Raw genomic sequence first — 24,878 nt, 5'->3', positions numbered from 1 at the left:
ATCGTCATATCCCACGGACTGTGACGAGCTTCCGTCCAGTGAGACGACCGCGGTGGCAAGGCTTCGCAGGGCAGCGCCGCACCCATGGGCACATAGTGATCATGGGGGGCGTGGCCCATCGGCACCTTCGGCTGGAGCATCTCGAGACCCTTCGAGGTCGGTAGAAACGCGGAACTCACGCGCGACTGCTGATTCCGGATGCACGGTGACAGCCGAGCCGACGACCGGTCCGGCCCATGCCGAGCCAGGCGACAGCCCAGCCGGACGACAGCCGAGCCGGTGAAAGCTGATCCTGGCGACAGCCGAGCCGGGCAACAGCCGAAACCCGGGCCCGGTCCACCGCTGAGGCGGCTGGTCCGGCGACGAGGCACACCATCAGGTGAGCCGACCGCCGGGACGAGCCCGTACCCAGGCGGACCGACCAGGCCGGCGGGCCGGGCCTCCGGAGGGCACGCCGTCCGGGCGGACCTGGCAGGCGGGCAGGTAGCCGCGGAAGGCGAAGCGGACCGGACCATCCGGCCCCGCGGAGCCGGACCGGGTGGCACGGCCGAAGGTGGCATCCCCGCCGGCGGCCGCCGCACGCGTGAGCGTCGAACCGGGCGCCACGGGCGCCGGCGGGCGTAAGCGGGGCGGCGGAAGCCGTTCGGACGGAGACTGGAGGCTCGGGGTGGCCGGAGGCGGAGCGCGTGATACCCGGGCCCGGTGCCGCCCGCGGTCAGCTGCCTTGGTCGGGCATCCCGCAGACAGCCCGTGCGTGTGCTTCGCGCCGGCGGCGAAGGGAGACGCGGCGAGATGACCTCCGTGACCTGGGTACTCGTGGTTGCGATCATCGTGCTTGCCGTGTTGGTGATAGCCGGGCTTCTTCTCGGGGCGCGTGCGTTGCGTCAGTTGCACTCCGACCGGCAGGTTGCCCAGGAGAAGCAGGAGCAGGCGGTCGGCGACGCCCAGGCCAAGGTCGAGGACGCGAATGCGAAGGCGGCTTCGGTACGGGCGGAGACAGCCGCCGCGAAGGCGGAGGCGAATGCGGCCCGCGCCGAGGCTCGCCGGGTTCTGGAGGCGGCGCACAGCGAGGCCGACACGATTCTCGAGCATGCCCATCGTCAGGCGGAGGCGGATGCCGAGCAATTGCGTTCGGCGGCCCGCAGGTCGGGGGAGCGGGAGATCGCGCTGCTCAACGCCACGGTGAAGGAGCAGGCGGCGGAGGTGGAGCGCCGGGCGGCCCGGATCGACGAACGGGAGCGGCTGCACGGCGAGGAGGTGGAGCGCCTGGTAGAGCGGGAGCGCCGGCTCGCCGCTCTGGAGTCGGATCTGTCGCGGCGGGAGGCGGCGCTGGCCGAGCGTGAGTCGGAGCTGGCCCGGTCCGAGGAGGTGAGGCGCCGTGAGCTGGAGCGGATCGCCGGGCTGACTGCGGACACGGCGCGCGGCGAGCTGATCGAGGCGATCGAGGGGCAGGCGAAGCGGGAGGCCGCGATCCTGGTCCGGGACATCGAGACCGAGGCGAAGAACACCGCCGACAACCGGGCCCGGCACATCGTGGTCGACGCCATCCAGCGGATCGCCAGTGAGCAGACCGCGGAGAGCGTGGTCAGTGTGCTGCATCTGCCGAGTGACGAGATGAAGGGCCGGATCATCGGCCGTGAGGGCCGGAACATCCGGGCGTTCGAGTCGACCACCGGCGTCAACCTGATCATCGATGACACTCCGGAAGCGGTGCTGCTGTCCTGTTTTGATCCGGTACGCCGGGAGGTGGGCCGTCTGACGCTGGAGAAGCTGGTGCTTGACGGCCGGATCCATCCGCACCGGATCGAGGAGGTCTTCGACAGTGCCAAGAACGAGGTGGAGCGGCTCTGTGACCGGGCGGCCGAGGAGGCCCTGGTCGACGTCGGGATCACGAACATCCACCCCGAGCTGGTGAAGCTGCTGGGCCGCTTGCGATACCGGACGAGCTACGGCCAGAACGTGCTGAAGCATCTGGTGGAGACCGCGCACATCGCCGGCATCATGGCGGCCGAGCTGGGCCTGGACGTGCCGACGATGAAGCGGGCGGCGTTCCTGCACGACATCGGCAAGGCGCTCACCCACGAGGTGGAGGGCAGCCACGCGCTGATCGGCGCCGACATGGCCCGCAAGTACGGCGAGCACGAGGACATCGTCCACGCCATCGAAGCGCACCACAACGAGGTGCCGCCGCAGACCATCGAGGCGGTGCTGACACAGGCCGCGGACGCCTGTTCGGGCGGGCGGCCGGGGGCGCGGCGGGAGAGCCTGGAGGCGTACGTCAAAAGGCTGGAACGCATCGAGGAGATCGCCGGCGGGAAGGCCGGCGTGGAGAAGGTGTTCGCGATGCAGGCGGGTCGCGAGATCCGGGTGATGGTGCGACCCGACGACATCGACGACATCGGTGCCGCCGTGCTGGCCCGTGACGTTGCGAAGCAGATCGAGGAGGAGCTGACCTACCCGGGCCAGATCCGCGTCACCGTGGTCCGTGAGTCCCGGGTGACCGAACTGGCCCGCTGACGGCCGTGAACTGACGAAGGGCTGCCACCCGTGCGGGTGACAGCCCTTTCGCGTTCCGTCTCAGACGCCGCCCGCGCCCTCTGCCTGGCTCATCAGAGCGGCGGGGGGCGGGTTCTGCGCCGGGAGTGCGGCGGTCTTGCGGCCGCGGGCGAGCCGGCGCTGGACGTACTGGGCGAGCTTCGACAGCGAGTAGTTGACCAGGATGAAGAGCACCGCGATCACGAAGTAGACCTGGATCGGGTTGCTCAGCACACCGATGATCTGCTTGCCGATGTTCAGCGTTTCCTCGTAGCTGATGATGAAGCCGAGCGAGGTGTCCTTGAGGACCACGACGAGCTGGCTGATCAGCGCCGGAAGCATGATCCGGAAGGACTGCGGCAGCAGGATCAGCGTGGTGGTCTGGAACGGGGAGAGGCCGATCGCGACGGCCGCCTCCCGCTGGCCGAACGGCAGGCCCTCCATGCCGGAGCGCAGGATCTCGGCGATGACCACACCGTTGTACACGGTCAGGCCGATCACCAGGTACCACAGCGTCTCGAGGGTGATGCCGAACTCGGGGAAGCCCCGGGCCACGAAGAAGATCGTGATGACCACGGGAAGGCCCCGGAAGACCTCGACACAGACCCGGGTGAGTACGGACAGACCGCTGCCGAGCCCGCGCAGCAGGTAGGCGACCGGGGCGGACAGGCCCGCGTACCGGCGCCCGGCCAGGCTCTTGAGCTGCAGGCGCAGGACCGCCAGCAGGGTGCCGATGACAAGCGACGCGACGATGGCCAGGGCGGCCGCGATCAGGGTGTTCTCGATGCCGACCCAGATCCGTTCCCAGACGAGCACGAAGTTCTCGTTCGAGGGGTCGATCAGCGGCCCCCACAGCTCCATCGAGAACTGCCCCTTCTCGTCCAGGGGCAGGTAGATCAGGTAGTAGGCGCCGACTGCCACCAGGACCGTGGCGACGAGGCTGAGAATCAGGGTGAGGCGCCGCTGGCGCGGCCCGGGAACGTCGTAGAGGACGCTGGTCATCGGGTCGCCACCGCCTGTCGCTGCTCGATCCGGTCCAGGAGGGCCCCCAGGGGGACGGTCATGATCAGATATCCGATCGAGATGCCGATGGCTACGGGGATGAAGGCGTAGCCCTCGGCCGAGGTGAGCTGGTCGGCGCTCTGCGACAGGTCGCCGACGACACCGAAGAAGCCGATCAGTGCGGAGTTCTTGATCATCGCGATGATGACTGAACCGAGCGGGACGATCGAGGCCTTCCAGGACTGCGGCAGCACCACGTGGCGCAGGTTCTGCCCGAAGGTCAGCCCGAGCGAGCGGGCCGCCTCGGCCTGGCCGGGCGGCACCGCGTTGATCCCGGACCGCAGCGCCTCGCAGACGAACGCGGCGGTGTACAGGGTCAGCGCGATGAGGGCGAAGCGGAAGTACGGCAGGTCCGTACCGAGCCGGGTGAAGACCACATCGAGCCCGGGGACCCGCAGGAAGTCCGCGTTGGAGCCGAGGGCCGGCAACGCGAACGCGGAGAAGAACATGACCACGGTCAGCGGCATGTTACGGAAGATCGTGACGTAGGCGGTGCCGACCGCGCGCAGCGGCGGCACCGGTGAGATGCGGAGCACCGCCACGACGGCGCCCAGGATGAGGGCGCCGATCGCGGCGAGCACGCAGATCTGGAAGGTGAGCCAGAAACCGCCCGCGAAGACGTCGAACTTGTCTACCAACACACTCACGGGCGGAAGCTCCCCGGATCAGCTGATGGATCAGTAACGGTTGACGGCCGGGGCGGTGCCCAGCTCGGCGCCGAACTTGCCGGCGGTGTCGTCCCAGGCCTTCTTCCAGCTGCCGTCGGCGTAGGCCTTCTCCAGCGTGTCGTTGATGAAGGTCCGGAAGTCCTTGTCCTCGAGCTTCACGCCGATGCCGTACGGCTCCTTGGTGAAGTTGTCGCCGGCCAGCTTGTACTTGCCCTCGTTCTTGGCGATGTAGCCGAGAAGGATGACGTTGTCGGTGGTCACGGCGTTGACCTGGCCACCCTCGAGGGCGGCGACGCACTTGTCGTAGGTGTCGAAGAGCACCACCTGAGCGGCGACGTCCTTGACCGACTCCTTGATCTTCTCGGCCGGGGTGGAGCCGGTGACCGAGCAGACCTTCTTGTCGCCGGCCTTGAACGAGTCAGGCCCGGTGATCGTCGTGTCGTCCGCCTTGACCAGGATGTTCTGGCCGGCCTCGTAGTACGGCCCGGCGAACGCGATGCGCTCCTTGCGCTTGTCGTTGATCGTGTACGTCGCCACGATGAAGTCGACGTTGTTGTTCACGATGGCGTCCTCGCGGACCTTCGAGGTGGTCTCGACCCACTCGATCTTGTCGGCGGGGATGCCGAGCTCCTTGACGATGATCTTCGCGACCTCGACGTCGAAGCCCTCGGGCTTGCCGGAGAGGCCCTTGAGGCCGAAGCCCGGCTGGTCGAACTTGGTGCCGACCTTGATCGCCTGGGCCTTGTAGAGCCGCTCCATGGTGCTGCCCGCGGCGAAGGTCTTGGCGGTGGCGGTGTCACCACCGGATCCGGCGTCCTCGCCGCCACACGCGGTCAGGCCGAAGGTCAGAGCCGCGGCGGTGGCCACAACGGCTGCACGAGTGAAACGCATACTTCATCTCCTTTTCGATCAGGGCCACCGTCGTGTGGCGGCCCTGAGGGCGCATCAGTGCGTGAGGATCTTGGAAAGGAAGTCCCGGGCCCGGTCGCTGCGCGGGTTCGCGAAGAACTCCTCCGGCGCAGCCTGCTCGACGAGCTGGCCGTCGGCCATGAAGACGACGCGATCGGCGGCGTGCCGGGCGAAACCCATTTCGTGAGTGACGACCACCATGGTCATGCCCTCGCGCGCCAGCGAGGTCATGACGTCCAGCACCTCGCCGACCATCTCCGGGTCCAGCGCGCTGGTCGGCTCGTCGAAGAGCAGCGCCTTGGGCTGCATGGCGAGCGCCCGCGCGATCGCGACGCGCTGCTGCTGGCCGCCGGAGAGCTGAGCCGGGTACTTGTCCGCCTGGTTGGCGATGCCCACCCTCTCCAGAAGCCCCATGGCGCGGTCGCGGACCACGGCGGCCTTCTCCTTGCGCACCTTGACCGGGCCCAGCATCACGTTCTGCAGGATGGTCTTGTGCGCGAAGAGGTTGAAGGACTGGAACACCATGCCGACTTCGCTGCGTAGCCGGGCCAGAGCCCGGCCTTCCGCCGGAAGGGGACGCCCGTCGAAAGTGATCGTGCCGGAGTCGATCGGCTCCAGCCGGTTGATGGCGCGGCACAGCGTGGACTTACCGGACCCGGAGGGTCCGATGACGACCACCACCTCGCCGCGCGCGACAGACAAATCCACGTCCTGTAGCACGTGCAACGGGCCGAACCACTTGTTGACGTTCTCCAGAACGATGAGAGCCTCGCCTGTCACCCCTGGTCCATCCACTCGTTCTCGGTTCACTCGAATGGACACACCCTAGGGGTCGCTCCGTATCGGAATGTGTCGAGAATGGTCACGGAGCGGTAACACAGCCAATGCGCTGAGAGAGGGGTCCAGACCATGGACTTTATGGCGGAGGGCCCGTGGAACTGGTGCGTATCCGGCCGTGTCGATGCGGACCGGGTCATGGGCGCACTGGCCGGCGCTCTGGAACGGCCCGTGCACGGCATGGTGCCCGGCGCGGAACTGCTCTGCGACGTCTATCACGTCGGTGGGGACTTCCCGACCGTGGTCGACGTCTACGTGACGCCCGCCGGCGTCGCCGAGGAGACCATCGCGAGCGCCGTCGCGGTCCGGCTGGGTGCCGCGATCCTGCTTCCCGACGACACGCTGAATCCGACGCGGTACGTGCTCGCCGAGCCCGACGGCACGCTGAGGCCGGTGCACGTCGACGAGCGGGAGACCGACGACGGCCCGGAACGGCGGCATGTCCGGCCGTGCACCGGCTACGACCCGGCCTGTGCCGCTCCGGCCGGTTGTCACCGTTCGCGCTGGCGACCGGAGCCGACTCCGGAGCGGCCCGCGGCAGCGTAAGGGGTAGCCTGGTCAATTGCCATGACTACCGAGACTGCGGGCACCCCGCGCACCTATGATGTGCGTACCTACGGCTGCCAGATGAACGTGCACGACAGCGAGCGGATCTCCGGCCTGATGGAGGACGCCGGCTACGTGCGCGCCGCCGACACGGACGCCGCTGACGTCGTGGTCTTCAACACCTGTGCGGTACGCGAGAACGCCGACAACCGTCTCTACGGAAACCTCGGCCACCTGCGCCCGACCAAGCTGAAGAACCCCGGAATGCAGATCGCGGTCGGTGGCTGTCTCGCCCAGAAGGACAAGGGCGACATCGTCAAGAAGGCGCCCTGGGTCGACGTCGTCTTCGGCACCCACAACATCGGCTCCCTGCCCGCCATGCTCGAACGCGCCCGGCACAACGAGGAGGCGCAGGTCGAGATCCTCGAGTCGCTCGAGGTCTTCCCCTCCACGCTGCCGACCAAGCGCGAGTCGACGTACGCCGGATGGGTCTCGATCTCGGTGGGTTGCAACAACACCTGCACCTTCTGCATCGTGCCGAGCCTGCGCGGCAAGGAGAAGGACCGCCGTCCCGGTGACATCCTGGCCGAGGTCCGCGCGCTGGTCGCCGAGGGTGTCCTCGAGGTGACCCTGCTCGGGCAGAACGTGAATTCCTACGGCGTCGAGTTCGGTGACCGGCTCGCCTTCGGCAAGCTGCTGCGCGCGTGCGGTGAGGTGGAGGGCCTGGAGCGGGTCCGGTTCACCAGCCCGCACCCGAAGGACTTCACCGACGACGTGATCGCCGCGATGGCCGAGACGCCGAACGTGTGCCACTCGCTGCACATGCCGCTGCAGTCCGGGTCCGACACCGTGCTCAAGGCCATGCGCCGCAGCTACCGCCAGGAGAAATACCTGGGCATCATCGAGAAGGTCCGGGCCGCCATGCCGGACGCCGCGATCACCACCGACATCATCGTCGGCTTCCCGGGCGAGACCGAGGAGGACTTCGAGCAGACTCTCGAGGTGGTCCGCCGGGCCCGGTTCTCCAGCGCGTTCACCTTCCAGTACTCCAAGCGGCCCGGCACGCCCGCCGCGACCATGGAGGAGCAGGTTCCCAAGGCGGTCGTCCAGGACCGCTACAACCGGCTGATCGCCACGCTCGAGGACATCACGTGGTCGGAGAACAAGAAGCTGGTCGGCGAGAAGGTCGAGGTCCTGGTCGCGGTCGGTGAGGGCCGCAAGGACGAGCGCACCGGCCGGATGAGCGGCCGGGCCCGGGACGGCCGCCTGGTGCACTTCGCCACCGGCGACCTGACCGGTGACCGGGCTCCGCGTCCCGGCGACATCGTCGAGACGGTGATCACTTACGCCGCCCCGCACCACCTGAACGCGGACGGCGATCCGCTGAGTCACCGCCGGACGCGTGCCGGCGACGCCTTCGAGGCCGGCCGAACCCCGAAACTGAAGGGCGTCTCGCTGGGCCTGCCCAGCATCGGCGTCCCCGCCCCGCTGCCGCCCGCCACCGACGGCTGCGCCCTCTGACCTCCGTCACCGTTGATCTGGTGAGTTTCTAGTGCGACGTCGCGCTCGTTGACGTCGTCGCTCCGGCCGCCGATCGCCTGCGCGGCAGCTCTCCGGAGGTGTGCCGCCATCGCATCCTCCACTCACGGGGTGAGCTGCGGCGCGATGTGAACCCAGGTCGCCACGCTCCCGGCGTTACGCCCCGCGTGGTGACTTGTGGCTGGCCGGCAGGCGCGCGGTGACTTACGGCGGGCGCGCCCCCGTGTGGTGATCTACGGCTTGCCGGTGGGCGTAGGTCATCACGGTGCGGGCGGAGCGTCCCCGCGTGGGGATGTGTGGGGTGGATCGGACCGCTATCACTACGCGGTTGAAGCGGGGTGACTTGCGGTTCAGGGGCTCGCGGAGGTCAGGACGGCGCAGCTCGAGCCGGCCGCGAACTCCCGAGATCGGTGTGAAGTGTCGAAGCGACCGCCGCCCTGAGCTGCGCGAGTAAGGCGGCCGTGGCCGGCGGGTCCGGCGGGTCGCCGGGCAGAGCGATCGACACCTGCCGGCCGGGGCCGGGCAGCGGGACCACCCGCACCCGTGGATCGCGGTGGGCCGCCAGCGCCAGGGCGGGCAGGGTGGTGGCGCCCATCCCGGCGGCGACCAGCGCCTGCACCGCCACGTAGTCGTCGGTGGTGAACCGGATGTCCGGCGTGAAGCCGTCCGCCGCGCAGGCGCTGACAAGCCGGTCGCGGCACTTCTCGCACCCGCCGATCCACGGCCGGTCCCGGTGGTCGGTCAGCCGGTCGCCCGGCCGGTCCGCCGGGACGACCAGGCAGGTCGGCTCCTCCAGCAGTGGCTCGTGCCGCAGGCCCGCCAGCTCCGGGAACGGTTCGCCGGGGTGGCTGAAGACGAGGGCGGCCTCCACTTCGCCACCCCGTAGCAGCCGGACCGCGTCAGGCGGCTCGGCCTCGACGAAGCGCAGATCGACGCCCGGATGGGCGGCGACGAATCCCGCCGCGGCCACCGGGACGAACGTGCCGAGCGCCGACGGGAACGCGGCCAGCCGGACCCGCCCGGCGCGCAGCCCGGTCAGCTCGGCCAGCTCCGCCTCGGCGGCCGTGAGCCGGCCCAGGATCTCCTCGGCCCGGTCGGCGAGCAGACGCCCCGCCTCGGTGAGCCGCACGCCACGACCGGCCCGCTGCAGCAGCCGTGTGCCGGTCTCGGCCTCGAGCCGGGCCAAGTGGTGGCTCACCGACGGCTGGGCGTAGTGCAGGGCCCGCGCGGCTGCCGTGACCGAACCGTGCCGGGCGAGGGCGACCAGCACGGTCAGCCGGGTGACGTCGAGCATGGCGTCAATGTATCAACGTGGTCTATGGGTTTTAGAGAACACTGACATTGGACCTATGGCCGGTCCGGGGCCGACCATCGAAGGCATGGAACTCACCCTCGACCACATCCGCGCCGCCCGCGATCTGCTCCGCGACCACCTGCCGCCCACACCGATGTGGTCCTATCCGCTGCTGGACCGAGCTGCCGGCGCCTCGGTGCTGGTCAAGCACGAGAACACCCAGCCGGTCGGAGCCTTCAAGGTGCGCGGCGGCCTGACCCTGCTGGCCGGGATGAGCCCGGCCGACCGGGAACGCGGGACGGTCACCTGGTCCACCGGTAACCACGCCCAGTCGCTCGCGTACGCCGGGCATGTCTTCGGGTCGAAGTGCACGGTCGTCATGCCGGCCGGCACACCGGAGAGCAAGGCGGCGGCGGTCGAGGGCTGGGGCGCCCGGGCGGTCCGCACCGGCGACAGCCTGGAAGCGGCCGAACGGCACGCCCGCGAGTACGCCGCCGAGACCGGGGCCCGTCTGATCAGCCCGGGGGACACGCCCGAGCTGCTGGCCGGGGTCGGCACCGTCTATCTGGAGATCCTGGAACAACGCCCCGACCTCGACGCGATCGTCGTCCCGGTCGGCAGCGGGACCGGCGCCGCCGCGGCCTGTCTCGTCGCCGCCGGACTGGCACCCCGCTGCGCGGTCATCGCCGTCCAATCGTCGGCCTCGCCGGCCGCGCACGACTCCTGGCGTTCCGGCGAGCTCGTCGAACGCCCCAACCGCACCCGCGCCGCCGGACTGGCCACCGGCCGGGGCTTCGCGCTGCCGCAGAGCCTGATGCGGGATCGTCTCGCCGACTTCCTGCTGGTGACCGACGAGCAGATCACCGGGGCGAGAAGTGTGCTGGCGACCGCGGCGCACACCCTCGCCGAAGGGGCCGGGGCGGCCGCGCTGGCCGGGGTGCTGAGCCGGCCCGACCTGTTCCACGGCAAGAGGGTGGCGGTCGTGTGCACCGGCGGCAACGCCGACCCGGCCGAGCTGGCCACCCTGTGCGGGCTGTGAAGAACCCCGGCCGCACGGATACCCGGGCACGAAGAAGCCGGGGCGGCGGGCTCGACAGCCCGCCACCCCGGCTGGAACGTCAGTCGGCCTGCTCGGCCGGAACTTCAGTCGGCTCGCTCGGCGGGAACCTCAGTTGGCCTGCTCGGCCAGAGCGAGGAACTGCTTCTTGGAGGCGAGCGCCTGCTCGGCCTCCTTGATGCGGCGGTTGTCGCCGGCCGCCTTCGCCCGCTCGAGACGCTGCTCGGCCTCGGCGACCTGCTCGCGCATCTGGCGCAGCAGCGGGTTGTCCTGCGGGCTGGTCTTGCGCCACGCCGAGTCCATCGCCACCCGGATCCGCTCCTCGGCGGCCCGCCAGCGCCGGTCCAGCGAGGCGGAGGCCTCCCGCGGCACCCGGCCGGCCTCGTGCCACGCGGCCTGGGCGTCACGCAGCTTGTTCTGCGCGGCGCGGGCGTCCGCGTCGACGTCGACCGCCTCGAGCTCGGCGAGGATGGCCTGCTTCTTCTCCAGGTTGCCCTGGTACTCCGCGTCACGGGCGGAGAAGACCTCGCTGCGCCTGGTGAAGAACGCGTCCTGGGCGGCGCGGAAGCGTTCCCAGAGGCGCTGCTCGGCCTCCTTGGCGGCGCGCGGCGCAGCCTTCCACTCCGTCATGAGGTCCTTGAGCCGGTTCGCCGTGCTCGACCACTCGGTCGATTCGGCCAGCGCCTCCGCCTCCTTGACCAGCTCCTCCTTGGCGGTCTGCGCCTGCTTGCGCTGACCGTCGAGAGTGGCGAAGTGTGCACCGCGACGGCGGGTGAAGCCGTCCCGGGCGGCGGCGAACCGCTTCCACAGCTCACCGTCGGTCTTCTTGTCGACGCCGCGGATGGTCTTCCACTCGTCGAGGATCTCCTTGAGCCGGTCGCCGGCGGTCTTCCAGCCGGTGGCGTCGGCGGCGATCGTCTCCGCCTCCTCGACCAGCGCCGTCTTGCGGGCCAGGGCCTCGGTGCGGGCGACCTCGCGGGCCGCGCGGGCCTCGCCGGCCTTCTCCTCGGCGAGCGTGGCGAGCCGGTCCAGGCGGGTGGCGAGACCGTCGATGTCACCCACCACGTGGGCCTCGTCGAGCGTCGTGCGCAGCCGCTTGACACTGCTCAGGGAGTGGGCCGCGTCCGCTGCGCCCGACTTGAGGCGAGCCTCGACGAGCTCGACCTCGGTCACCAGATCGGCGAATCGCCGGGCGAAGTGGGCCAGCCCCTCTTCAGGGGTGCCCGCCTGCCAGGAGCCGACCACCCGGTCGCCCTCAGCGGTCTTCACGTACACGGTGCCGTCGGCATCCACGCGCCCGAAGGCCGTCCAGTCGTTCATGAGCTCATCCTCGTTCTCCCGGCGTCACCGGCCCGAACCGGGCCTGCGGCCACCGCCACGGCGCAGTCTGAATGCCAACTTCTCATCGGCATTCTTTCTCGCGCATTGTCACAGGTCCAACCCGGTTAGGGGAAAGCTCCCGCTGACGACCGTGACACAACGGTGTCCTACGGTGGGTTCGTGCCGTTCCGGACAGGTCTGCGAGTCCTCACCGTCGTCGGTCCCACGGCCGCCGGCAAGTCGGCTCTGAGCATCGCGCTAGCCCACGAGCTGGGCGGCGAGGTGGTCAACGCCGACTCCATGCAGCTCTACCGGGGGATGGACATCGGCACGGCCAAGCTCACCCCGGCCGAGCGCGAGGGCGTACCGCATCATCTGCTCGACATCTGGGACGTGACCGAACCCGCCGCGGTCGCCGAATACCAGCGGCTGGCCCGCGCCGCGATCGACGACATCCACGCGCGCGGCCGGGTGCCGCTGCTCGTCGGTGGTTCCGGCCTCTACGTCCGCGCGGTGCTGGAGGACTTCGAGTTCCCCGGTACCGATCCGGCGATCCGGGCCCGCCTCGAGGAGGAACTCGCCGGGACCGGCACCGGCCCGCTGTACGCCCGGCTCGCCGAGCGCGACCCGGAGGCGGCCGCGAAGATCCTGCCGAGCAACGGCCGGCGCATCGTCCGCGCGCTCGAGGTGATCGAGCTGACCGGCCGGCCCTTCACCGCTTCGCTGCCGGACCCGCGGCCCGTCTACGAGTCGGTGCAGATCGGCGTCGACCGGGACACCGCCGAGCTCGACGAGCGGATCGCGCTGCGGGTGGATCAGATGTGGGCGGCCGGGCTGATCGACGAGGTCCGCGGCCTGCACGGCATCCGGGAGGGGCGCACCGCGTCGCGCGCGCTCGGTTACCAGCAGGCCCTCGCCCAGATCGACGGCGTGTTCACCGAGGAGCAGGCCAGAGCCGACACGGTGCAGGGCACCCGCCGGTTCGTACGCCGTCAGCGCTCCTGGTTCCGCCGGGACCCCTCGATCACCTGGCTCGACGGCGCGGCGCCGAAGCTGTTGGCGGATGCCCTGGACCTTGCGCGATGATGGGCCGCGTGCGTTTCACCAAGGGCCATGGAACCAGTAACGACTTCGTCCTGCTCCCCGATCCCGACGGCGAGCTGGAGCTGACACCCGCACTCGTCGCGGCGCTCTGCGACCGACGGCGGGGCATCGGCGGTGACGGCGTGATCCGGGTGGTGCGCAGCGCCAAGCACCCGGAGGCCGCCGGCCACGCCGGCGAGGCCGAGTGGTTCATGGACTACCACAACAGCGACGGCTCGATCGCCGAGATGTGCGGCAACGGCCTGCGGGTCTTCGTCCGCTATCTGCTGGAGAAGGGCCTGGCCACGCCCGGCCCGGCGGGCCTCGCGGTGGCGACCCGGGCCGGTGTGCTGGTCACCGTCGTCGGTGACGGCACGATCAGCGCACGGATGACGACCCCCCGGGTGTACGCGGGAAGCACCGCGACCATCGGAGCCCTGACCGTCCCCGGAGTCGCGGTCGACTGCGGGAACCCGCACCTGGTCTGCGGCCTGCACGACGGGGTGGAACTGACCGCCCTCGACCTGACCACGGCACCGCTGCACGACCGGAAGATCTTCCCCGCCGGGGTGAACGTGGAGTTCGTCGAGTCCGCCGAGCCACTCGACGGCGTGGACCTGCACGTCCGCATGCGGGTGCACGAGCGCGGCTCCGGCGAGACCCAGTCGTGCGGCACGGGTGCGCTGGCGGTCGGCGCGGTGGCGCTGCGCGATGCCGGCCTCCCGACCGGTTCGGTGGCGGTGGACGTGCTCGGCGGCCGGGTGATCGTCACCGCCGACGCGGACGGCGCCTGGTGGCTGGAGGGCCCGGCGGTGCTGGTCGCCGACGGCGAGGTCGACCCGGCGGCCGTGCTCTGATGCCGGCCGACAACCTGCTGGCCCGGGTGGCGCACCGGGGCTATTCCACCGTCGCGCCCGAGAACACGCTGCCGGCCTTCGCCGCCGCGGTCCGGGCCGGTGCCACGGTCGTCGAGTTCGACGTCCGGGTGACCCGCGACGGCGTGCCGGTGGTGATCCACGACCGCACGGTGAACCGCACCACGAACGGCAGCGGCCGGGTCTGGGACCTGACCTGGGACGAGGTGGCCGTACTCGACGCCGGGTCCTGGTTCGGTCCCGGGTTCGCCGGCCTTCGGGTGCCGTCGCTTGCCGAGACGCTCGACCTGCTCGCGCCCGAGCCGGTCGAACTGCTCGTCGAGATCAAGCCGCCGGCCACCCTCGACGAGGTGAAATCGGTCGTCGCCCAGCTCGCCGAGCGCGACCTGCTGGGCCGGGCCGTGGTGCAGAGCTTCGACGCCGACGTGGTCCGCAAGGTCCGCGACGTGGCTCCCGAGGTACGTCGTGGCCTGCTGCTGTTCCGGTTCGACGCGGAGACCGTCGAGCTCTCCCGTGAGCTGGGCGTCGTCTGGTGCAATCCGCCCGTGGACGACGTGCTGCACGGGCCGGAGACGATGGCCGCGCTCACCGCGGCCGGGGTCGGCGTGATGCCGTGGACCCCCAACGACATCGCCCAGTGGCGCCCGCTTGTGGACGCGGGCGTGGCCGGGCTGATCACCGACCTGGTGGGGGAGCTGACCGGCTGGGCCAGCGCCTGACCCCGGCCGTGTGGTGACCCGCGGCGCGCTGGGCGCCGCAGGTCACCACGATCGGGTGCGCGATGGACGTACCCGCGGAAGGTTTTCAGAAAGTCGTCTCCGGGGCCTTGTCGAGTTCGCTCTCCGGAACCGCCGCGGGGTTGGCCGGGACCGGACCGCCCCGGACGATCGCCCGGATCGCCGCCGCGACCGCCGGGGTGACCCGGGGGTCGAAGACGCTCGGGATGATGACCGTGGGGTTGAGCTTGTCCTCACCGACCACGTCGGCGATGGCCCGGGCCGCGGCCAGCGCCATCTCCTCGGTGAACTCCTCGGCGGCGGCGTCCAGCATGCCGCGGAACACACCCGGGAAGGCCAGCACGTTGTTGATCTGGTTGGGCTGGTCGGAGCGGCCGGTCGCGACGATCGCCGCGTGCCTGCGGGCCTCGCGCGGGTCGACCTCCGGATCCGGGTTGGCCATCGCGAACACGATCGACTTCTCCGCCATCTTCGCGATGTCGTCGCCGGTGAGCAGGTTCGGTGCGGAGACCCCGATGAAGACGTCCGCGCCGACGATCGCACCGGGCAGGTCGCCGGCGTAGTTCTCCTTGTTGGTGTTCTCGGCCAGCCACTGCATCGACTCGTTCAGGCCGGGCATGCCGCGGTGCAGGGCACCCTTCCGGTCGTACGCGATGATGTCGCCCACGCCCTGGCGCATGAGCAGTTTCATGATCGCGGTACCGGCCGCACCGGCCCCGGACACGACGACCTTGACGTCCTGCATCCGTTTGCCGACCACCCGCAGCGCGTTGGTCAGTGCCGCCAGCACGCAGATCGCGGTGCCGTGCTGATCGTCGTGAAAGACCGGGATGTCCAGCAGTTCCTTCAGCCGCGCCTCGATCTCGAAGCACCGCGGTGCCGCGATGTCCTCCAGATTGATGCCGCCGTAGGCCGGCGCGATCGCCTTGACGATCGCGACGATCTCGTCGGTGTCCTGGGTGTCGAGCACCACGGGCCAGGCGTCCACACCGCCGAACCGCTTGAACAGCGCGGCCTTGCCCTCCATCACCGGCATGGCCGCGGCCGGACCGATGTTGCCCAGGCCCAGGACGGCCGAACCGTCGCTGACCACGGCGACCGTGTTGCGCTTGATGGTGAGGCGCCGGGCGTCCGCCGGGTTCTCCGCGATCGCCATGCAGACCCTGGCCACCCCGGGGGTGTACGCCCGGGACAGCTCGTCACGGTTGCGGAGCGCGACCTTCGACGACACCTCGATCTTGCCGCCCAGGTGCAGCAGGAACGTGCGGTCCGACACCTTGCGGACGTCGACGCCGTCCTGTTCCTCGAGCTGCTTGACGACCTGATCGGCGTGCGCGGCGTCGGCGGTGTCGCAGGTGAGGTCGACCAGGACGTGGGTGGGGTCGGAGTCCACCACGTCCAGCGCCGTCACGATCGCGCCGGCTTCACCCACACAGGTGGTGAGTCGTCCGATGGACGAGGCGTCCGCGGTAACGGCGATTCGGATCGTGATCGAGAATCCTGCGCTCGGCAGGCGGGTGGTCACCACGGTGTTCCCTCCGACGTTGGTGGGTGAAGTCCTCAGATTGTCGCTCTTGTGGAATAACGGCTCACCGCTCGGTGGTTACTGATGGGTCAGGTGGAGTTATGCGGATGCGTTCGCTCTCGTGACGTGCCACGATCGAACGTAGGAGGTCACCTTTTGCGAAACACGTACCAGACACCCGTCCTTGACGAGCTGGATCCCACCACCGGGGACCTGGAGCTCGAGGAGCGGCACTCGCTCAGGCGGGTGGCCGGTCTTTCCACCGAGCTGACCGACGTCACCGAGGTCGAGTACCGCCAGTTGCGACTCGAACGGGTCGTGTTGGTCGGGGTGTGGACCGAGGGCAGTGTCGAAGATGCCGACAATTCACTCACCGAGCTGGCCGCTCTTGCCGAGACCGCCGGCTCCCAGGTCCTCGAGGGCCTGATCCAACGACGGAAACAGCCCGACGCCGCCACCTTCATCGGCCGCGGCAAGGTCCACGAGCTTCGCGACGTGGTCGTCATGACCGGCGCGGACACGGTCATCTGCGACGGCGAGCTGTCCCCGTCCCAACTGCGCAATCTCGAGCAGCAGATCAAGGTCAAGGTGGTCGACCGGACCGCCCTGATCCTCGACATCTTCGCTCAGCACGCGAAGAGCCGCGAAGGTAAGGCCCAGGTCGAGCTGGCCCAGCTGCAATACCTCCTGCCGCGACTGCGCGGCTGGGGTGAGTCGATGTCCCGCCAGGGTGGCGGCGCCGGCGGCGGTTCGGGCGGCGGCGTGGGCACCCGTGGTCCCGGTGAGACCAAGCTGGAGACCGACCGGCGGCGGATCAACACCCGCATCGCCAAACTGCGGCGTGAGATCAAGTCCATGAAGACGGTACGGGAGACCAAGCGCTCCCGCCGGGCCGCGAGCGGCGTGCCGGCCGTGGCCATCGCCGGTTACACCAACGCCGGCAAGTCCAGCCTGCTCAACCGCCTCACGAGCGCGGGTGTGCTGGTGGAGGACGCACTGTTCGCCACGCTCGACCCGACCACGCGGCGCACCGCCGCGGAGGACGGGCGGGTCTTCACCCTCTCCGACACGGTCGGGTTCGTCCGGCACCTTCCGCACCAGATCGTCGAGGCGTTCCGCTCGACGCTCGAGGAAGTGGCCCGCGCCGACCTGTTGGTGCACGTCGTCGACGGCGCCCACCCGGACCCCGAGGGCCAGGTCAGCGCGGTCCGCGAGGTGCTCGGCGAGGTCGGGGCCGATCAGCTCCCCGAGCTGCTGGTGATCAACAAGGTCGACGCGGCCGACGAGGAGACCGTGCTCCGGCTCAAGCGGACGTGGCCGGAGGCGCTCTTCGTGTCGGCTCGCTCCGGGGCCGGCATCGCGGAGCTCCACAAGGCGATCGCCGACCGGCTGCCCCGGCCCGCGATCGAGATGCGGGTCCTGATCCCGTACGACCGGGGTGACCTGGTGGCCCGGGTGCACCGGTCCGGTCAGGTGCTCCAGTCCCGGCATCTGGATGACGGGACCGAACTCCTGGTCCGCGTCGATGAACGCATCGCTGCGGAGCTGTCCGATTTTCGGAGCTGAGCAGGAAACGCAATCCGGACTTCATGGGTGCTGTCGCCCGTGTTGATCCACACGTAATACCGGCACGAGACGTCGCGTGCGACACTGTTCGGATGCGGCGTCTCGTGTTTCCGACCATCGTGGCCATCGGTCTGGTAATGGTCGGCTCCTCCAGCGCGTCCGCCGAGGACCCGACGCCCGCGCCCACCGTGAGCGCGAAGTCGACGCCCGGCAAGAAGCTCTGCAAGATCGCCGATCCCGAGCTGGCGGAGATCTCCGGCATCGCGACCACCAAGGCCGGCTACGCCGTCGTCAACGACGGCCGGATCGACGGTGGTGCCGCCAAGATCTACTTCCTGAACCGTGAGTGCGAGAAGGTCAAGGAAGCGTCATTCGACGGCACGCCGCTCGACGCCGAGGACATCGTGCTGTCGCCCGACGGCCAGACGCTGTGGATCGCCGACATCGGTGACAACAATGTCCGCAACGACCCGTCGAACGTCCGGCCGCACGTCGCGCTCTGGAGCATCCCGGTCAGCGGCAACGGCGAGGCGGTCATCCACCGGGTGAAGTACCCGGACAAGGACAAGCACGACGCCGAGGCACTGATCTTCGACGGTGACGGCACACCGTTGATCGTGACCAAGGAGATCGGTGCGGCCGCCGGCATCTACAAACCGTCCGCCGCGCTGAAGAAGAACAGCAACACCCCGGTCCCGCTGGAGCGGGTCGGCGAAATCAGGCTCTCCGCCACCGAGACGGCCGGCAACCCGGTCGCCCGGATCGGCAACAAGACGATCACCGGCGGCGCGGTCACCAAGGACGTGACCAAGGTGGTGCTGCGGACCTACACCGACGCCGTCGAGTGGGACGTGACCGGTGGCGACGTGATCGCAGCGCTCAAGAAGGAGCCCCGCACCACCGGCCTGCCCAACGAGCCGCTCGGTGAGGCGATCGCCTACAGCAATGACGGCAAGCTCTTCTACACGGTCTCTGACATGAGCGGAGTCAAGGACGCCGCCAACCACATCCGGGAGTACACCCCGGCCACCACCGTCGCGGCGAAGTCCGCGAAATCAGCCGACGCCGACGGTGGCGGTTCGTGGTACTCGGATCTCAGCATCGACGACGTCACCTACATCGTGGGTGGCATCGGTGTGCTCGGCCTGATCCTGGTCGGCGCCGGCGTCTTCGGCATCATGCGGTTCCGCAAGTCGCCGCAGGGCCGTACCGGCGATGACGACGACGACCTCCTGTCCGGTAGCCCGCGCAAGGGCGACCCGGAGACGGAGCTGATCGGTGTCGGCGGCGCACCGCAGCGTGGTGCCGGCTACGGCGCCGGTGGTGGGGGCGGACGGCCCGGGGGCGGTCCGGTCTACGGCGCGCAATCCGGTGGCCCGGCCGCCGGTGGCCCGCAACGCGGCAAAGGCGTCTACGGCGGTGGTGGCCAGGGCGGCGGCGGTAAGGGCGGTTCTGGTGGGGGCGGCCCGCAGTACGCCCGTCCTGCCGGTCAGCCGCCGCGTGGGCCCCAGCAGGCTCCGGCCCGTAATCCGCAGCAGGCTCCGGCTCGTAACCCCCAGCAGGCTCCGGCTCGTAACCCCCAGCAGGCTCCGGCCCGTAACCCCCAGCAGGCTCCGGCCCGTAATCCGCAGCAGGCTCCGCCTCGTAGCCCGCAGCAGGCTCCGCCTCGTAATCCGCAGCAGGCTCCGCCTCGTAATCCGCAGGCGGCTCCACGTGGTCCGCAGCAGGTGCCCGGCCGTGGCGGGGCTCAGCAGCCGCCGCGTGGTCCGCAGCAGGCCCCGGCCCGTGGACCGCAGCAGCCGCCTCGTGGTCCGCAGCAGGGCGGTGGTGGCGGCGGTGTCTACGGCGGTCAGCAGCCGCCTCGTGGGCCGCAAGGACACGCTCCCGGCACCTATGGTGGTCGTCCGCAAGGCCCCGACGGCCGTCGATAGCCGCCGTCGATAGCCGGCCCCGCCGACCCGGCGGAGCCGGCTTTTTCGTGGCCGCCTCGCCGTCTCCGGAGCGCAACGCCGTACCCGGCCGGCGCCCGGCCAGCGGCGAGAGTCGTGGCGCGTTTCAAGCCTCAGGCCACCCACGTCGCCTTCGGGTGCCGGTGAGCGTCGTGATCAGCGCCCTCACGCGAGCCGCGGGTCACCACGCGGGGGTGGGTGCCGGTGAGCGTGGTGATCAGTGCCCTCATGCGAGCCGTAGGTCACCACGCGGCAGTGGGGTGGCGGTGAGTGTGGTGAGTTGTGGTGCGCATCGAGCCGCAACTCACCACACTGCGCGGGTGGCGGTCAGATTCGCCGGAGGACCGCCACGACGCGGCCCATGATCGTCGCGTCGTCGCCGGGGATCGGGTCGAAGGCCGGGTTCGCCGGCATCAGCCAGACGTGCCCGTCCCGCTGCCGGTAACTCTTGACCGTCGCCTCGCCGTCGATCATCGCGGCGACGATGTCACCGGCCTCGGCGTTGGGCTGCTGGCGCACGACCACCCAGTCGCCGTTGCAGATCGCGGCATCGATCATCGAGTCGCCCTTGACCTCGAGCATGAACACCTCGCCCTCGCCGACCAGCTCGCGCGGCAGCGGGAAGAAGTCCTCGACGGCCTGCTCGGCGAGGATCGGGCCCCCGGCGGCGATCCGGCCGACCAGCGGCACGTAGGTGGGCTGCGGGCGGGCCGCACGCAGCGCATCGTCGTCGACCAGGTCGCCGGGCGCCCGCACGTCCACAGCGCGGGGACGGTTGGGGTCGCGGCGCAGGTATCCCTTGGATTCCAGGGCCTTCAGCTGGTAGGCCACGCTGGAGGGGGAGACCAGGCCGACGGCCTCGCCGATCTCACGAACGCTCGGCGGGTAGCCGTAGCGCTCCACCCAGTCACGGATGAACTCGAGGATCCGCCGCTGCCGGGCGGTCAGGTCGGTGGCGACCACTTCCGGGACGTGACCGACCGGCGTGACCGCGCGTAACTGCGGCGCGTCCGCTGCGCGGGAACGACTCGGTGCGCGGCGCCGGACGGTCTCGGGCTTCCTGCTCTGCTGCTGTCGGTTGGTCCGGTCTTCGGTCGACACGTCCGCCCTCCCTGTCGGCCAGGTGCCTCGCGGCACGTGGTGCGTCGCGGAGCCGGTCGCCGCCGTGGGGATGGCGGGCGTCCGGCTGACCCCTCTTCACGGAGAACCTAGTGTGCAGGTCCGACATATTCAAACATCTGTACGAGTTTTCACCGGCGTGTCGCTGTAGAAAGGCTCGACTTTCGCACCTGTGTTCTGATAGACCCTCGTACGGGCGTTCTATCGAACGCATGTCCGAGAGGAGTCAGGCATGACGGTCAGTGGTGCGCGACACGCCGAGCCGCAGCTCCGGCTCACCCGTCGTGGCCGGGTGGTGCTGCTGAGTCTGTTCTTCGCCACCGTCCTCCTGGCGAACGTGGTCCTCTTCACCACCGCCTCGCAGGGCTGATCCCCTCGATCCCCGGCGTCCCGGGTTGATCTCCGTCGGGTGTGGTGCCCGATTCTCCGGCGCGTCGCGCAACCTGATCCGGCCGCTGGGCGTGATGGTGTGATCACCCCAGGTGGTGAGGCGGAAAATACGGCGCGTCGGCACACCGGTGAACTTGCATCGGCGTCCGCCGGGGCCTAGCGTCTACCCCAACATCTAGTGGTTACACGGATGTAAGTCGTCCACAGGTTGGGTTTCCTTCTCCCTGGTTATCCACATGTCATCCACAGCGCAACCGATTGCTCCGACAATGGGTTGGCTGCGTTTCGGCATGCCCGGAAATCGGTGGGACGGGTCCGGAGGGAGATCTCAGAGTGCGCTGCCCGTACTGTCGCCACGCCGATTCGCGCGTGGTCGACTCACGAGAGGCCGACGACGGTCAGCTGATCCGTCGCCGCCGCTCGTGTCCCGAGTGCGGCAAGCGCTTCACCACGGTCGAGGAGGCGGTTCTCGCGGTGGTCAAGCGCAGCGGCGTCACGGAACCCTTCAGCCGGACGAAGATCATGAGCGGGGTGCGCAAGGCCTGCCAGGGCCGGCCCGTCGACGAGGACTCCATCGCGAAGCTGGCGCAGCGCGTGGAGGAAGCCGTCCGGGCCCGCGGTGCCGCCGAGATCCCGAGCCACGAGGTGGGCCTGGCCATCCTCACGCCGTTGCGTGAGCTCGACCAGGTGGCTTACCTCCGGTTCGCCAGCGTGTACAAGTCGTTCGACTCTCTCGACGAATTCGAGAAGGAGATCGCCGCGCTGCGCGAAGCCGGCCCCGTCCGGGAAACCGGGACGCGACACGCTGTCGCGCCACGGTCCGGGGGACGCGCACCCAAGCTGAACGGCTGAGGCACCGAGTCCGGCCGGCCTCAGCCCGAGGCACTTCATACCGACACACCTGTAGCGGTATCTACGAGGGGGAGCACATCCATATGGCCGGAGACGGCATCACTGCAGGTCGCCAGCGCAGCCGGACGAACGGCGGCGGCGGCGCGGCGGCCGGGGGGCTGCGAGTGGAGCGGGTCTGGACGAGCGAGGGCGTTCACCCGTACGACGAGGTCGAGTGGGAACGCCGCGACGTCGTCATGACCAACTGGCGCGACGGCTCGATCAACTTCGAGCAGCGCGGCGTGGAGTACCCGGCGTTCTGGAGCGTGAACGCCGCGAACATCGTCACGACCAAGTACTTCCGTGGCGCGGTCGGCACACCTGACCGGGAGTGGTCGCTCAAGCAGCTGATCGACCGGGTCGTCAAGACCTACCGCAAGGCCGGCGAGGACTACGGCTACTTCGCCACCCCCGCCGACGCTGAGATCTTCGACCACGAGCTCACCTGGATGCTGCTGCACCAGGTGTTCAGCTTCAACTCGCCGGTCTGGTTCAACGTCGGCACCAAGTCGCCGCAGCAGGTCAGCGCTTGCTTCATCCTGTCGGTCGACGACTCGATGGACTCGATCCTCGACTGGTACAAGGAAGAGGGCCTGATCTTCAAGGGCGGTTCCGGCTCGGGTGTCAACCTGTCCCGGATCCGGTCGTCCAAGGAGCTGCTGTCGTCCGGCGGAACGGCGAGCGGCCCGGTCAGCTTCATGCGCGGCGCCGACGCCAGCGCGGGCACCATCAAGTCCGGCGGCGCCACCCGGCGCGCGGCGAAGATGGTCATCCTCGACGTCGACCACCCGGACATCGAGGAGTTCGTCTCGACGAAGGCGCGCGAGGAGGACAAGATCCGCGCGCTGCGGGACGCCGGCTTCGACATGGACCTGGGCGGCGCCGACATCGTCTCCGTGCAGTACCAGAACGCCAACAACTCGGTGCGGGTCAGCGACGAGTTCATGCGGGCGTACGAGGAAGGCACCGAATTCGGTCTCCGCGGCCGCCTCGACGGCGAGGTCATCGAGACCATCGACGCCCGGAAGCTGTTCCGTGGCATCGCCCAGGCCGCCTGGGAGTGCGCCGACCCCGGCCTGCAGTACGACGACACGATCAACGACTGGCACACCAACCCCGAGACCGGCCGGATCACCGCGTCCAACCCGTGCTCGGAATACATGTCGCTGGACGACTCGTCCTGCAACCTGGCCTCACTGAACCTGATGAAGTTCCTCAAGTCCGACGGTGGCTTCGAGGTGGAGAAGTTCGTCAAGAGCGTCGAGTTCATCATCACCGCGATGGACATCTCGATCTGCTTCGCCGACTTCCCGACCGAGAAGATCGGGATCACCACCCGGGCATACCGTCAGCTCGGCATCGGATACGCGAACATCGGCGCGCTGCTCATGGCGTCCGGTCTTCCGTACGACTCCGATGGTGGCCGTAGTGTCGCCGCGGCAATCACCTCGCTGATGACCGGTACCGCCTACCGCCGCTCGGCCGAGCTGGCCGGTGTCGTCGGCGCGTACGAGGGCTACGCCCGCAACGCCGACGCGCACCAGCGGGTCATGCGTAAGCACGCCGCCGCCAACGACGAGGTCCGCCCGATCGGCGCGGTCGCCACCGAGGTGCTCCGCGAGGCGACGCGGCAGTGGCAGAACGGCAACAAGATCGGTGCCAAGAACGGCTGGCGCAACGCGCAGGCCTCGGTGCTCGCGCCGACCGGCACCATCGGCCTGATGATGGACTGTGACACCACCGGCATCGAGCCCGACCTGGCCCTGGTCAAGTTCAAGAAGCTCGTCGGCGGCGGCTCGATGCAGATCGTCAACCAGACGGTTCCGCGCGCCCTGCGCAGCATCGGGTACCCCGAGGAGCAGGTCGAGGCGATCATCGAGCACATCGCCGAGCACGGCAACGTCGTCGACGCGCCCGGTCTCAAGCCGGAGCACTACGCGATCTTCGACTGCGCCATGGGTGACCGGGTGATCTCCCCGCTCGGTCACGTCAAGATGATGGCCGCGGTGCAGCCGTTCATCTCCGGTGCCATCTCCAAGACGGTCAACATGCCGGAGACGGCGACCGTCGAGGAGATCGAGGAGATCCACTACCAGGGCTGGAAGCTGGGTCTCAAGGCGCTCGCAATCTACCGCGACAACTGCAAGGTCGGCCAGCCGCTGTCGGCCGCCAAGTCGTCGTCGAAGGCCGCCACGCCGGAGAAGGTCGTCGACGAGAAGACGGTCGAGAAGATCATCGAGAAGGTCATCGAGTACCGCCCGATCCGTAAGCGCCTGCCGAAGAAGCGGGCGTCGGAGACGGTGTCGTTCTCGGTCGCCGGCGCCAAGGGCTACCTCACCGCCTCGTCCTACCCGGACGACGGTCTCGGCGAGGTCTTCCTCAAGATGTCGAAGCAGGGTTCCACCCTGGCCGGCGTCATGGACGCCTTCTCGGTCGCGATCTCGATAGGGCTGCAGTACGGCGTCCCGCTCGAGACGTTCGTCAGCAAGTTCACCAACATGCGCTTCGAGCCGGCCGGTATGACCGACGACCCGGACGTGCGCATGGCGACCTCGGTGATGGACTACATCTTCCGTCGCCTGGCGCTGGACTTCCTGCCGTACGAGACGCGGGCCGAGCTCGGCATCTTCACCGTCAAGGAGCGGACCGCGCAGGCCGCTGCCGAGGCGGCCGCCGCCGAGGCCACCGAGGAACTGGCCACCCTGGCCGCCTCCGCGCCGGTCTCCACCCCGGCGGCCAACCCCGCCAAGGTGACGGTGGCCGAGGTCAAGGCCTCCACCACCCCGGAGAGGGAGACCCCGGCACCGGTCGGCTCCTCGACCGAGCTGCTGGAGAAGGTGACCGGCCACGCGGCCGACGCGCCGCTCTGCTTCACCTGCGGTACGAAGATGCGCCGCGCCGGCAGCTGCTACGTCTGTGAGGGCTGCGGCTCCACCTCCGGCTGCAGCTGAAAAGCTCCGCTATTGCAGTGGATGC

General features: G+C 69.5%; 20 protein-coding genes. 12 read left to right on the top strand and 8 right to left on the bottom strand.

The genetic code is table 11. From position 1 onward, the window contains the following. Nucleotides 1-792 precede the first annotated feature (792 nt). Nucleotides 793-2,517 carry a ribonuclease Y gene (gene rny, locus AB0G04_RS16405; protein WP_360982752.1) on the top strand — a complete coding sequence of 575 codons (1,725 nt, stop codon included), beginning with the start codon at nt 793-795 and terminating at the stop codon, nt 2,515-2,517. 60 nt (nt 2,518-2,577) lie between these two features. Here rny and AB0G04_RS16400 read toward each other — a convergent pair whose 3' ends face one another. The 4 genes from AB0G04_RS16400 to AB0G04_RS16385 are packed head-to-tail and all read right to left on the bottom strand — an operon-like array spanning nt 2,578 to nt 5,954. After that, on the bottom strand, nt 2,578-3,537 hold the full coding sequence (locus AB0G04_RS16400; RefSeq protein ID WP_360982749.1) for an amino acid ABC transporter permease: 960 nt from the start codon (nt 3,535-3,537) through the stop codon (nt 2,578-2,580). Continuing rightward, on the bottom strand, nt 3,534-4,244 hold the full coding sequence (locus tag AB0G04_RS16395) for an amino acid ABC transporter permease (RefSeq protein WP_360982747.1): 711 nt from the start codon (nt 4,242-4,244) through the stop codon (nt 3,534-3,536). Before AB0G04_RS16395 ends, AB0G04_RS16400 begins: the two co-directional genes overlap by 4 nt. Before the next feature lie 30 nt (nt 4,245-4,274). Then, on the bottom strand, nt 4,275-5,156 hold the full coding sequence (locus AB0G04_RS16390) for a glutamate ABC transporter substrate-binding protein (RefSeq protein ID WP_360982745.1): 882 nt from the start codon (nt 5,154-5,156) through the stop codon (nt 4,275-4,277). Nucleotides 5,157-5,210: 54 nt separating this feature from the next. Next, nucleotides 5,211-5,954 carry an amino acid ABC transporter ATP-binding protein gene (locus tag AB0G04_RS16385; protein WP_360982743.1) on the bottom strand — a complete coding sequence of 248 codons (744 nt, stop codon included), beginning with the start codon at nt 5,952-5,954 and terminating at the stop codon, nt 5,211-5,213. Nucleotides 5,955-6,092: 138 nt separating this feature from the next. On the opposite strand from AB0G04_RS16385, the gene AB0G04_RS16380 reads away from it, so the two are divergent. After that, entirely contained in the window at nt 6,093-6,557 is a 465-nt protein-coding gene (locus AB0G04_RS16380; protein WP_360982741.1) for a hypothetical protein, read from the top strand. A 15-nt stretch (nt 6,558-6,572) separates the two neighbouring features. Beyond that, nucleotides 6,573-8,078, top strand: coding sequence for a tRNA (N6-isopentenyl adenosine(37)-C2)-methylthiotransferase MiaB (miaB, locus tag AB0G04_RS16375; RefSeq protein ID WP_360982832.1), 1,506 nt, complete (start codon nt 6,573-6,575; stop codon nt 8,076-8,078). Between the two features lie 385 nt (nt 8,079-8,463). Here the strand turns inward: miaB and AB0G04_RS16370 are convergent, their stop codons facing one another. Continuing rightward, entirely contained in the window at nt 8,464-9,390 is a 927-nt protein-coding gene (locus tag AB0G04_RS16370) for a LysR family transcriptional regulator (RefSeq protein WP_360982739.1), read from the bottom strand. Between the two features lie 85 nt (nt 9,391-9,475). Between AB0G04_RS16370 and AB0G04_RS16365 the strand changes: the two genes are divergently transcribed. Then, complete coding sequence (locus AB0G04_RS16365; RefSeq protein ID WP_360982737.1) at nt 9,476-10,429, top strand: pyridoxal-phosphate dependent enzyme; 954 nt, start codon at nt 9,476-9,478, stop codon at nt 10,427-10,429. A 129-nt stretch (nt 10,430-10,558) separates the two neighbouring features. On the opposite strand, the gene AB0G04_RS16360 is transcribed toward AB0G04_RS16365, so the two are convergent. Next, nucleotides 10,559-11,767, bottom strand: a complete 1,209-nt coding sequence (locus AB0G04_RS16360; RefSeq protein WP_360982735.1) for a DUF349 domain-containing protein — start codon at nt 11,765-11,767, stop codon at nt 10,559-10,561. Between the two features lie 180 nt (nt 11,768-11,947). Here AB0G04_RS16360 and miaA point away from each other — a divergent pair, with 180 nt between their 5' ends. Genes miaA through AB0G04_RS16345 form a run of 3 tightly spaced genes read left to right on the top strand, consistent with a single transcriptional unit; the run spans nt 11,948 to nt 14,444 of the window. Next, nucleotides 11,948-12,853: a tRNA (adenosine(37)-N6)-dimethylallyltransferase MiaA gene (gene miaA, locus AB0G04_RS16355; RefSeq protein WP_360982733.1), complete on the top strand. Its 906-nt coding sequence runs from the start codon at nt 11,948-11,950 to the stop codon at nt 12,851-12,853. A gap of 8 nt (nt 12,854-12,861) precedes the next feature. After that, nucleotides 12,862-13,707: a diaminopimelate epimerase gene (gene dapF / locus AB0G04_RS16350; protein ID WP_360982731.1), complete on the top strand. Its 846-nt coding sequence runs from the start codon at nt 12,862-12,864 to the stop codon at nt 13,705-13,707. After that, complete coding sequence (locus tag AB0G04_RS16345) at nt 13,707-14,444, top strand: glycerophosphodiester phosphodiesterase family protein (protein WP_360982729.1); 738 nt, start codon at nt 13,707-13,709, stop codon at nt 14,442-14,444. The genes dapF and AB0G04_RS16345 overlap by 1 nt, the downstream gene beginning before the upstream one ends. 85 nt (nt 14,445-14,529) lie before the next feature. Here the strand turns inward: AB0G04_RS16345 and AB0G04_RS16340 are convergent, their stop codons facing one another. Continuing rightward, entirely contained in the window at nt 14,530-15,990 is a 1,461-nt protein-coding gene (locus AB0G04_RS16340) for an NAD-dependent malic enzyme (RefSeq protein WP_360982727.1), read from the bottom strand. Between the two features lie 153 nt (nt 15,991-16,143). On the opposite strand from AB0G04_RS16340, the gene hflX reads away from it, so the two are divergent. Both hflX and AB0G04_RS16330 read left to right on the top strand, forming a co-directional pair. Beyond that, nucleotides 16,144-17,553, top strand: a complete 1,410-nt coding sequence (gene hflX / locus AB0G04_RS16335; protein WP_360982725.1) for a GTPase HflX — start codon at nt 16,144-16,146, stop codon at nt 17,551-17,553. A gap of 92 nt (nt 17,554-17,645) precedes the next feature. Continuing rightward, nucleotides 17,646-19,484, top strand: coding sequence for a hypothetical protein (locus AB0G04_RS16330; RefSeq protein WP_360982722.1), 1,839 nt, complete (start codon nt 17,646-17,648; stop codon nt 19,482-19,484). Between the two features lie 345 nt (nt 19,485-19,829). On the opposite strand, the gene lexA is transcribed toward AB0G04_RS16330, so the two are convergent. Continuing rightward, a complete protein-coding gene (lexA, locus tag AB0G04_RS16325) occupies nt 19,830-20,603 on the bottom strand; it encodes a transcriptional repressor LexA (RefSeq protein WP_360982720.1) in 774 nt (257 codons plus the stop codon). A gap of 250 nt (nt 20,604-20,853) precedes the next feature. Between lexA and AB0G04_RS16320 the strand changes: the two genes are divergently transcribed. The 3 genes from AB0G04_RS16320 (at nt 20,854) to AB0G04_RS16310 (ending at nt 24,853) form a co-directional block, all read left to right on the top strand. Next, nucleotides 20,854-20,991 (top strand): hypothetical protein, encoded by a 138-nt coding sequence (locus tag AB0G04_RS16320; RefSeq protein WP_360982718.1) that lies wholly within the window; start codon nt 20,854-20,856, stop codon nt 20,989-20,991. Nucleotides 20,992-21,344: 353 nt separating this feature from the next. After that, nucleotides 21,345-21,863, top strand: coding sequence for a transcriptional regulator NrdR (nrdR, locus tag AB0G04_RS16315; protein WP_360982716.1), 519 nt, complete (start codon nt 21,345-21,347; stop codon nt 21,861-21,863). 83 nt (nt 21,864-21,946) lie between these two features. After that, nucleotides 21,947-24,853 (top strand): vitamin B12-dependent ribonucleotide reductase, encoded by a 2,907-nt coding sequence (locus AB0G04_RS16310; protein WP_360982714.1) that lies wholly within the window; start codon nt 21,947-21,949, stop codon nt 24,851-24,853. Nucleotides 24,854-24,878 lie beyond the last annotated feature (25 nt).

It is taken from the genome of Actinoplanes sp. NPDC023801, assembly GCF_040639655.1.
In the GTDB taxonomy this organism is placed as follows: domain Bacteria; phylum Actinomycetota; class Actinomycetes; order Mycobacteriales; family Micromonosporaceae; genus Actinoplanes.
Note: the sequence above shows the minus strand (reverse complement) of the source record. Positions and strands in the feature narration are given on the sequence as shown.